This window comes from Photorhabdus antumapuensis (assembly GCF_020387775.1).
In the GTDB taxonomy this organism is placed as follows: Bacteria; Pseudomonadota; Gammaproteobacteria; order Enterobacterales; family Enterobacteriaceae; genus Photorhabdus; species Photorhabdus antumapuensis.
On the sequence record NZ_JAHZMK010000010.1, the window covers coordinates 20,192 to 30,812 of the forward strand.

9 protein-coding genes and 1 riboswitch are annotated in these 10,621 nt (G+C 39.1%); of the genes, 4 read left to right on the forward strand and 5 right to left on the reverse strand.

What is annotated here, in order from left to right; genetic code table 11:
- Positions 1–109 precede the first annotated feature (109 nt).
- Positions 110–493, reverse strand: a complete 384-nt coding sequence (locus KZ793_RS02220; RefSeq protein ID WP_225813115.1) for a helix-turn-helix domain-containing protein — start codon at positions 491–493, stop codon at positions 110–112.
- Positions 494–809: 316 nt separating this feature from the next.
- On the opposite strand from KZ793_RS02220, the gene KZ793_RS23055 reads away from it, so the two are divergent.
- Together KZ793_RS23055 and KZ793_RS02230 are read left to right on the forward strand one after the other, a co-directional pair.
- Complete coding sequence (locus tag KZ793_RS23055) at positions 810–953, forward strand: PhoP/PhoQ regulator MgrB (protein WP_112877748.1); 144 nt, start codon at positions 810–812, stop codon at positions 951–953.
- A 405-nt stretch (positions 954–1,358) separates the two neighbouring features.
- A complete protein-coding gene (locus tag KZ793_RS02230; RefSeq protein ID WP_225813116.1) occupies positions 1,359–2,738 on the forward strand; it encodes an amino acid permease in 1,380 nt (459 codons plus the stop codon).
- Positions 2,739–2,805: 67 nt separating this feature from the next.
- Here the strand turns inward: KZ793_RS02230 and pagP are convergent, their stop codons facing one another.
- Entirely contained in the window at positions 2,806–3,429 is a 624-nt protein-coding gene (gene pagP, locus KZ793_RS02235; protein ID WP_225813118.1) for a lipid IV(A) palmitoyltransferase PagP, read from the reverse strand.
- 598 nt (positions 3,430–4,027) lie between these two features.
- Here pagP and cspE point away from each other — a divergent pair.
- Positions 4,028–4,237 (forward strand): transcription antiterminator/RNA stability regulator CspE, encoded by a 210-nt coding sequence (cspE, locus tag KZ793_RS02240; protein ID WP_011147003.1) that lies wholly within the window; start codon positions 4,028–4,030, stop codon positions 4,235–4,237.
- A gap of 240 nt (positions 4,238–4,477) precedes the next feature.
- Positions 4,478–4,570, forward strand: a riboswitch (TPP riboswitch).
- Between the two features lie 41 nt (positions 4,571–4,611).
- Positions 4,612–5,412 carry a bifunctional hydroxymethylpyrimidine kinase/phosphomethylpyrimidine kinase gene (gene thiD / locus KZ793_RS02245; protein WP_225813120.1) on the forward strand — a complete coding sequence of 267 codons (801 nt, stop codon included), beginning with the start codon at positions 4,612–4,614 and terminating at the stop codon, positions 5,410–5,412.
- A 265-nt stretch (positions 5,413–5,677) separates the two neighbouring features.
- Here the strand turns inward: thiD and fbaB are convergent, their stop codons facing one another.
- From fbaB to KZ793_RS02260, 3 genes are all read right to left on the reverse strand, one after another.
- The gene (gene fbaB, locus KZ793_RS02250; RefSeq protein WP_225813122.1) at positions 5,678–6,727 is read right to left on the reverse strand and encodes a class I fructose-bisphosphate aldolase; all 1,050 of its coding nucleotides are present in this window, start codon (positions 6,725–6,727) and stop codon (positions 5,678–5,680) included.
- Positions 6,728–8,623: 1,896 nt separating this feature from the next.
- On the reverse strand, positions 8,624–10,000 hold the full coding sequence (trhP, locus tag KZ793_RS02255; RefSeq protein ID WP_225813127.1) for a prephenate-dependent tRNA uridine(34) hydroxylase TrhP: 1,377 nt from the start codon (positions 9,998–10,000) through the stop codon (positions 8,624–8,626).
- A 214-nt stretch (positions 10,001–10,214) separates the two neighbouring features.
- Positions 10,215–10,559: a YegP family protein gene (locus KZ793_RS02260; protein WP_225813128.1), complete on the reverse strand. Its 345-nt coding sequence runs from the start codon at positions 10,557–10,559 to the stop codon at positions 10,215–10,217.
- Between the last annotated feature and the right edge of the window lie 62 nt (positions 10,560–10,621).

Consider the following 10,621-nt stretch of genomic DNA (forward strand, 5'->3'; position numbering starts at 1 on the left):
AACGCAAAGGTTGAAGTTCTTTGTTTTTCACCGGATTGCCTTTCACCGGAAAGCACAGTTGCATTTGTTGGGTATTTGCCCGTTTCAATGTTGTTCTCTGGTTATCGCGTCATGAACGGTTAGTAGTGAAATGCAGAGGTAATTTAACTTCGAGCTCAATCTCTGGATTCTGCCGAAAATCATAGGGAGTGATGCCATACTCTTTGCGGAACATGTAAGTGAAATGAGACTGAGAACCAAAGCCGAAATCCAGGGCGATATCAAAAATAGGCAAAGTGCTGTTTCTTAAAAGATGAACAGCGCCGGCCAGGCGTCGCTGGCGGATATATTTACCAAGAGAAATTCCGGTGACTTCCTTGAATATTTTCTGCATGTGCCAAAGCGAGTAACCGGAGTAAGTTGCCAGTTCTTCCAAGTGGATTACCCGGCCAAGGTGATTCTCAATCCATTTGCTGAGAGCGCATACAAGTGCTAAGTGATTATCCTGTGGCATTAACAATTTTGTTCTGGTTGAAAGTGAAAGGAAGTATACACAACTTTTTCTAAAGATGACAAAGCCTTGACATAACGATTTAAATTGTAACTGAATGTGACAATTGATTTTTTTGTTATAGTGAATAGAATCCACATAGTTAGTATTTGTTTAAATGCGTTCTGATTACATTGTTAGCATGCATACTGTTGCCGGTACGATTTTTTCACAATGAAAGCACAGGATGAATATTTTTCTTGTTTCATTGTTGTAAAATATCATTTCCCAACTTTATTCTTAACGTATTGCGTTCTGACCGAACTTGAAGGAAATAGAATTGGACATAAAAAAAACCATTGCAATCTTAGTATTACTTGGAATATGTCTGTTCTTGTACCTGTTAGCTTTGGATAGCTATTGTGATCAGGGGGAACAATTTGATTCAGGTATTTGTTCTGTGACTCGATATCTGCCTTTCTGATTAGTTGCTGATACTCATCAGCCATTTTCCCGTCATATATCTGTGCTAACATATATCTTCAATATCCACCCTTTAAAGCTAGTGTTTTGTCTGCTTTGAATTAAGTGCCAGTCCAATAGGCGTAATTGTTGCAGGCCGTTCTTATCAATGAACAGTGAACACGGACAGCGCGGAAAAACCGGAGCGTACACGTAGTATGTGAGGATGATCTGCTTCGCTCGCCCTACGGGCCGCACTAAAGTGCGTTCAAAAGCTAACGCTTTTGTCTGAGCACTGCCCAGGTTTGCTCTTTATGGCAAAGAAGGGCAAATAAAATAGCCCTATTGAGATAGGCAGTAAAGCAGATAAGGGGAAGCGGTTGTTTTCCCACAAATAACAAGATAGAAGTTGTATCAAGAGGACAAGATGGCAGGACAATCGCAGCGGTCAACACTTAAACGCGGTTTAAAAAACCGGCATATTCAACTTATTGCTTTGGGGGGGTCTGTTGGGACTGGGTTGTTTCTCGGTATTGCACAAACCATAAAAATGGCAGGTCCCTCTGTAATTTTAGGATACGCTATCGCAGGCTTTATTGCATTTCTGATTATGCGTCAGCTAGGAGAGATGGTAGTCGAGGAGCCTGTAGCGGGGTCGTTTAGTCATTTTGCGTATAAATATTGGGGCGATTTTCCCGGGTTTTTATCAGGCTGGAATTACTGGGCGATGTTTACTCTGGTCGGAATGGCTGAATTAACGGCTGTGGGAATGTATATCCACTATTGGTGGCCTGATATTCCAACTTGGGTTTCTGCAACCGTTTTCTTTGTTTTAATCAATACGGTAAATTTAATTAATGTCCGGTTATATGGTGAAACAGAATTTTGGTTTTCCATCATTAAAGTGACCGCAATTATCTGTATGATTGTTTTTGGTGCTTACCTGTTAGTCAGCGGAAACGGCGGACCCCAAGCCAGTATTACTAACCTTTGGCAGCATGGCGGCTTTATGCCTAATGGGATCTCCAGCCTTATTATGGCAATGGCTGTAATCATGTTCTCTTTTGGTGGGTTGGAACTGGTGGGTATTACCGCAGCAGAAGCGGAAAATCCACGTATTAGTATTCCTAAGGCTACCAATCAGGTGGTATACAGAATATTGATTTTCTATATCGGTTCTCTGACCGTGTTGTTGTCGCTTTATCCATGGGGCAATGTCGTTGAAGGTGAAAGCCCATTTGTTATGATTTTTCACAACCTGGATAGTTTCTGGGTGGCTAACGTTCTGAATATTGTTGTCCTGACTGCTGCATTATCCGTTTATAACAGCGGTGTGTATTGCAACAGTCGAATGCTGTACGGTTTAGCAAAACAAGGCAATGCTCCTGGGATGTTGAAAAGAGTTAATGAGAGTGGTGTTCCTATCAGAGCTATTGTTATATCTGCTTTGGCAACGTCCATTGGCGTATTGATCAATTATGTGATGCCGGGTAAAGCATTTGAGTTATTAATGGCGTTGGTGGTAACAACGTTGGTGATTAATTGGGTCATGATCTGTATGGCGCATTTAAAATTCCGGGCAGAAAAAGTTAAACAGGGGATAGAGCCATCATTTAAGGCATTTTGGTATCCATTCGGTAATTATCTGTGTCTGGTTTTCCTTGCCTTTATACTTGTCATTATTTTGATGATGGATAGCATCCGTATTTCAGTCATCCTGATGCCATTCTGGGTGGGGGTGTTATGGATTGGGTTTTTAATGTCCCATTCCCGCCGTGATAAAATGAAAACAGAGGAGCAGGGATAACATATACCTGGATTATCACTATAAAAATACCAGGCTGATGTTACGCAGCCTGGTATTTTTTATCCGGTTACCACTGCCAACGTAACCAAGCGAAGAGTACATTACCGTTGTTATATGTGCCGGGAATGTACGTTCCTTGAAGCGATAACCGATCATATTCTATGGAGAATAACGGTAATGGGAGTGGAATAGGGACATAATAATAATCATGACGAGCTGTAACGCTCAGAGTGAAACCAATTCCCATTCGGAAACCATCTAAATCACCGGGTATCCACATCTTCTGAAATCCATAACCAACGATGGGTTCCAAACGGTTATGAGAATCCATAAAAGCCATTGCATAAAGGGAATGCCAATCATTGTCTTCGTCGTAACGATATTTACCATAGCCGAAACCCCAGGGGCGCTCATTATATTTATCGGTTTTCTCCTTATCGTAGGTATGTCTGTTATGCCAAGTAATTACCGGCAGATAAAGTTCATTGTTGGGTTCATCCCAAGTGAGAGCGACATTATTGCTGAATTTTTCCCATAAACTGCCTGAATTGTTGCCATAACTGATCAGTGTGTGGGATTCAGTGGTTGTTAATGATTTGTTAGTAATATCTGCCGTTGTTGCAAACACTGTCCCAGATGAGACTAAAAGAGTAGCTGATAGGGTACAGGCTGCGGTTAAATCAAACTTCATTATTTATTGCTCCAATTTCCCGACGACATAAATTGGGAAGATCCTCTGTATCACGTAAAATATGACAAACATCTAAATTCAGGAATTCTACTCTTGCTATTTTCAATAAAAGTTAAACAAAAAATTAATATTAAGATGTGATAGGTATTAACTGGGTATATTTAATACTGATATTTTAGTTGACTAATATTGGAAGTGTGTTGATTTTTTTCACTACAAACTGTAGAGATTGGTCTCTATGGACATACTATCGATATAAAAAATCCAATAATAAGATAGTCAAAATAAATTAGAGTTATTTATGTTATCTGGGGTTTTGTTGAGTGGATAAACTGTAAGCTAATTAGGATAACCTTGGGTTTTCAAATTTTTGCAGCTATGTTAAACAATAATTGTTGTTAAGAATTTTAAATATGTGCGTTAGCTCCATAGCTGATAAAAAATGGCTTGCCATCATATTAAGAATATGTGATAAATCGTTCGGGTAAACGAGGTATGGTTCTGTTATAGGGTTCTGTTAATAGCAGCAACTTGCTCTAGTTTTTATGTTGCGCCGAACGGCGAATTAGAATTAAGTGATCCAAAGGAAATTCTTAAAATGGCAAAAATCACTGGTACTGTAAAGTGGTTCAACGAATCTAAAGGTTTTGGTTTTATTACTCCGGCTGATGGTAGCAAAGATGTGTTTGTACATTTCAGTGCTATTCAGAGCGAGGGTTTTAAAACTCTGGCCGAAGGTCAAAAAGTTGAGTTTGAAATTCAGGACGGTCAGAAAGGTCCTTCTGCGGCAAACGTTACTGCAGCATAACTTCTTTTTGTCAATCATTTTGGATTGACGAAGTAAATTTGTTGTCTGTTTGATTTTTTTATTGGCAACAATGATATACCCAATGGATTTCAAGATGCATCGCGACGGCAAGGGAGCGAATCCCCGGGAGCATAGATAACTATGTGACCGGGGTGAGTGAGAGCAGCCAACAAAGAGGCAACTTGAAAGATAACGGGTATATACCAATATCACCCTGTTAGTTATCTGATAGGGTGTTTTTGTTTTGACTCGGGGCGCTCTTCGCTGAGCTGAGATGGACCCGTAATACCTGATCTGGATAATGCCAGCGTAGGGAAGTCGAGGTGTCTTTTTCCTGATACTTGCTTTTCTTTTGCTGGTTGGAAGGAGTACCTATGATAAGAATCAATTCACTGACAATTGCTGGTACTGATCCTAGTGGTGGTGCTGGCATTCAAGCCGACCTAAAAACTTTCTCTGCACTTGGTGCTTATGGCACAACAGTAATGACGGCGCTTGTTGCGCAAAATACCTGTGGTGTGCAATCTATTTATGATATCGATCCTACTTTTGTTGCGGCACAGCTTGAATCTGTGTTGTCAGATATCAGAATTGATAGCGCTAAGATAGGCATGTTATCTAATGCAGCCAACGTTGCCGTTGTTGCCGACGCAATAAGTCGTTATTCCGTTCCTTATGTTGTATTGGATACGGTAATGATTGCGAAAAGTGGCGATCCGTTGCTGGCGTCGGAAGCGGTTTCCGAGGTTGTTGAACGATTATTACCGAAGACTTCGTTGATTACCCCAAATTTGCCGGAAGCCGCAGCGATATTGAAATGCCCTGTAGCAAAAACCGAAACGGAGATGCAAAAACAAGGGCGTGAATTATTATCGCTAGGATGCGAAGCCGTTTTACTGAAAGGCGGGCACCTTACAGAACATGAAAGCCCTGATTGGCTATTTACTGTTGAGGGAGAATGGCGTTTTACTGCGCCCAGAATTAATACTCGTCATACACATGGTACAGGGTGTACGCTCTCCGCTGCACTGGCCGCTTTACGTCCGCGTTATTCGAATTGGCAGACAACATTGCCTGTTGCCAAATCATACCTCCAGACGGCGTTAGAACAAGCGGACTCGTTAGATGTAGGAAAAGGAATTGGGCCTGTGCACCATTTTCATCAGTGGTGGTGAGAGTATGATTGGCGTTTTCGGGATTTGGTGAGAAAGTGATAATGAACAAGAAGAGTAAGGTGTTTATGCTGTGAGGGCAGTATAACTCAGCTTTGGTAGCGACTTACGATCTATACCTAATAGATTTCGAGTTGCAGCGCGGCGGCAAGTGAACGAATCCCCAGGAGCATAGATAACTATGTGACTGGGGTGAGTGAAAGCCGCCAACAAAGCAGCAGCTTGAAAGATGAAGGGTATATTCATTATCACCGGCGATAAGCTTGATTTAGGCTATAGTGACTTGCTTATCCAGATAGACATCTTGAACTGCATTAATCAGTTCAATGCCTTCTTTCATGGATTTTTTGAACGCCTTACGGCCGAGGATTAGCCCCATACCGCCAGCGCGTTTATTAATGACAGCGGTACGAACGGAGTCACTCAAATCATTATTACCGGATGCACCACCTGAGTTAATCATACCGGCGCGACCCATGTAGCAGTTAGCTATCTGATAACGGACCAGATCGATAGGATGATCGGTAGTTAAATTAGTGTAAACACGTTTATCGGTATGACCAAAGCCAATCGCCGTATAGCCGCCGTTATTTTCGGCCATTTTTTGTTTAACGATATCGGCACCGATAGTGGCTGCCAAATGGTTAGCCTGGCCTGTTAGGTCTGCACTGGAGTGATAATCTACCCCCTCTTTTTTGAAGGCGGAATTACGTAGGTAGGCCCACAATACCGTTACCATGCCCAATTCATGCGCCCGTTTAAAGGCGGCTGAAATTTCCTCAATTTGACGCCGTGATTCAATAGAACCAAAGTAAATTGTTGCTCCAACGGCAACAGCGCCCATCTCGAATGCTTGTTCAACACTGGCATATAAAGTTTGATCATATTGAGCGGGATAGCTCAGTGCTTCATTGTGGTTCAGTTTAACCAAAAATGGGATCTTATGAGCATAACGACGAGAAACAGCGGATAACACGCCATAAGTAGAGGCAACACAGTTACAGCCGGCTTCAATAGCCAGTTCAACGATATTTTTTGGATCGAAATAGAGAGGGTTTGCTGCAAAAGAAGCGGCGGCAGAATGTTCTACACCTTGATCCACTGGCAAAATAGACAAATAACCCGTACCTGCAAGGCGACCATGATTTAACAAGGTTTGCATGGAGCGCAGAACCGTATTGGGTCGGTTATTGTCGATCATTACGCGGTCAACAAAATCTGAGCCTGGCAGATAAAGATTTTCACTCGGAATGGTACTACAACGATGTTGCAATAAACTATCCGCATCTTTGCCTAACAACTTAGCGATATCAGTCATGTCTTACTCCAGTTATGAAAAGATGCTATCGATTGTCATTTATCCTTTTTAGGATAACAAGTTATATTGGGAGGGATGTGGTAGTGGATCGCTTCAGGTGTGAGGTTAAAGAGAATTTTATTACCTGAAAAGTGGCTATTTAGTGCAAAAGTGACGTTACCATTCTTTAGGGGATATGGGGGAGAAAGCGTAAGATTTTTATGTGTTGGATTATATGTTTTCGTAATTCTTATCGTTTGCTAACAGACAGTTTTCTTGGAATAAGATAAATTAGGTATATGAGATTTAATACCGATAAAGAATAAATTTTCCACTGTATTGATAGCATTGACATTGATAAGGTTTTGGTAAATTGAAATATTAATATAGTTAAACCCATCGTCTTTATTGATCTTGTTAATATTTCATTTGCTTTTATTATTCAACAATAAAATGTTTTCATCGTAGATTGGATATACATTATTATTTATGTAAAGCCTTGAAAAGCAATTGTATTTTATTTTGCTGAGAATGTTTTTAACCTATATAGATTATATCTTATAAATTTAATTATTTATCTTTATTAATATCAAAAAAATGTGGAATGAATTTTTTCATTATTGTTCTTTATTAATTTATAATATATACCCTATGGATTTCAAGATGCATCGCTCACTTGCCGCCGCGCTGCAACTCGAAATCTATTAGGTATAAGTGGCATTGATTTTAATTATTCATGTAAATAATTTTTTATTTTGTCAATTTATTTATAACTATGTTACAACATTATATATGATAAATAACCATTTTTGACGTTAATGTTTTTAAATTCATATAATCCTGTAAGCAACAGTCAATATAGTTATTTATTCTTTTGTAAAAGTGATAATAATACAGAATAATAATCATACTAAATTTTTAGTTTTGACTTGTATTTATCAATTAATTAGCTGATTGATAAATACATCAATATCGTTTGATTTTGTCATAGATGGAAAATTTCTCATGTTTCTATTGCGAATGGTGATATTTCGGTTTCTTCCATTTACCAAGAATAATTTATTATTACGTTTCCTCTTTAGTAACTTGTTTGCAAACGATTTTTTATAAAGTCATTGTACCTGTTGATACAAACTGAGTTTGATAGATGAAGGTTGACTGTTTATTACTGTTACTCGCTAAGCTGATTTTTCTTGATGTTATTGTTAGATGATATTTTTCATGCTGATCCAGTGTAAAAATGCGTTTTTATGGTCTTTTGGTTTACTGAGCAGCTCCTATTAGGGGATTTCTATGAGGGAGCAACAGATACTGCGCTGTCATTTATCAGCTTTGGGGTGATTGGGTTATTTTACCCTTATTTATATTATGGGTATATGAAGCAAAAGCCGTTTTGGGTGATTAAGTGGATATAGTCAGGTAAATGTTGAACTAATAGTTTTAACAATAAGTAAATTGTAATTATCTGTTTTCATAATTTTCACCTGATTAATTCTATCAAATTGTATAATATTTGGTCTAAATATGATGGATTTCCTGAATTATTAAACAGTGGAAAATTTTAATTACATTTCTTTAGATAGTGTGATATTTCAATAAGTAGAAATATTTTCTTATTAATATGTAGAGTATAAGAAACACATTACTATAAATATTCATTGATTTAATAGTTAAATTTCTCTATTTAATTAATCATGTAAATGAATTCTGTAACTTGTTGATTTTATTTCTCGGAGCAAAAAAGAAAAGGCCAGCTCAAGGGAGATTGAGCCGGCCAAGGAGGTGGTTCCTAGTCTTACTGCAAAACTTTTTTAATTTTTTATTTTTCACCAACAATACTACGGTAAATAAAATAGTATTGATGTGATCTGTTTCTAAAAAAAGAAATATATCATCATGAAGAGGGGATATTGATGATTATTTGTCTGAGTCTCGGTTCGTTTGAGGATATTGAGAATTAATACCATTTAGATTACGTATTAATAAGGCGAAATTAATATCAATTTGTTTAGGAATTGGTAAATAAACAATATACCCATCCCCAGGCGCAACTTCCATTGATTGGCCTTTTTTATCATGCATTGCTTCCAATGTAAACTGGATATTGCCTGACGGTGTCATTAATTCGAGGCGGTCTCCGATCATGAATTTATTCTTAACAGTAACTTCAGCCAATCCGTTGACTCGCTCACCTGTAAATTCACCAACAAATTGTTGGGTATCGGATATAGAGTAACCGTATTCATAAGTCTGATAGGCATCATGGGTATGACGGCGCAAAAATCCTTCGGTATAACCGCGATGAGCAAGTCCTTCCAGCGTTGTTAGCAGTGTTGGATCAAAAGGTTTCCCTGCAACGGCATCATCAATGGCTCGGCGGTAAACTTGTGCTGTGCGAGCGCAGTAATAGAAGGATTTTGTACGTCCTTCAATTTTCAGAGAGTGAACGCCCATTTTAGTTAATCGCTCAACATGTTCAACTGCACGTAAATCTTTGGAATTCATGATGTAAGTGCCATGTTCATCTTCGAAAGCTGACATATATTCACCAGGGCGTTTTGCTTCTTCGAACGTAAATATTTTATCTGTTGGTGTGCCTTTTCCCAATGTTGGCTCGATATTTTTTGTCGGTATCGGTTCATGCATATGCACAATATTACCGATATCATCCTCTTTGCCTTCTTGGACATGATATTCCCAACGGCAGGCATTAGTGCAGGTTCCCTGATTGGGATCTCGTTTATTAATATAGCCGGATAATAGGCAACGGCCGGAATAGGCCATACACAATGCACCATGTACGAAAACTTCCAGTTCCATATCGGGAACCTGCTGGTGAATCTCGTTAATTTCATCCAGAGAAAGTTCACGGGAAAGAATGACCCGTGTCAGCCCCATTTGTTGCCAGAATTTTACTGTCGCCCAGTTAACCGCGTTAGCTTGAACGGAAAGATGAATTTCCATTTCAGGAAAAGCTTCACGAACCATCATAATCAGTCCGGGATCAGACATAATGAGGGCATCAGGTTCCATCTCGATGACAGGCTTTAGATCGCGGATAAAAGTTTTCAATTTGGCATTGTGAGGAGCAATATTGACCACAACATAAAAGCGCTTACCAAGTTCATGAGCTTCTTTAATGCCGAGTGCCAGATTTTCGTGATTAAATTCATTATTGCGAACACGCAGGCTGTAACGCGGTTGGCCAGCATATACGGCATCTGCGCCATAGGCAAAAGCATAACGCATATTTTTCAGCGAACCGGCAGGGGAAAGTAATTCTGGAGTAAACATGGTTTAAAAATTCTCGGTTTGAGTTGAGATGAGTTTTCACTATAAAAAGTAAGGATAAGGCCGGGGATTCTAACGCTTAATTTGTTGGGGATACAAATTTATTAGCACGAAACGTTTGGTTCTATTGATCAACAAAGAACGTGATCGATGAAGAGCGCCTTATCAATTGACGATAACTTTCAACTGATAAGGTGCGGTTTATCATGAAAAAATATCATTCTGACTTTGTCAGATCTCGAACATTGACGCTAGAACCGTGTTTAATCGCAGATTGAATGCTTTTTTTGGCTGCGACTTCATTATCGAAAGACTCGCTGATGCCGATAACTTGATAGTTTCTCGCTTTCAGCACGAAATAAGACTTGCCAGATTTGTTTTCTCTGATTTCGAAGTTTTTTTCTGCCGGTGAATTTGCTTGGACAGAACGAATTCCTTTATTCGCTGCTGCCTTGGTGGTATACATTTCACTGGTAAGGATAACTTCACCGTTCGATGCTTTTAAATTGAAGTAATACTGCTTGTTTTTTGTTCTCTTAAGATCATAATGACCTACAGCCATAAGAAATTCCTCCAATTAAAGGTAAGTATTTTTAATATAGCTGAATTTCTGACCGGTGAAAG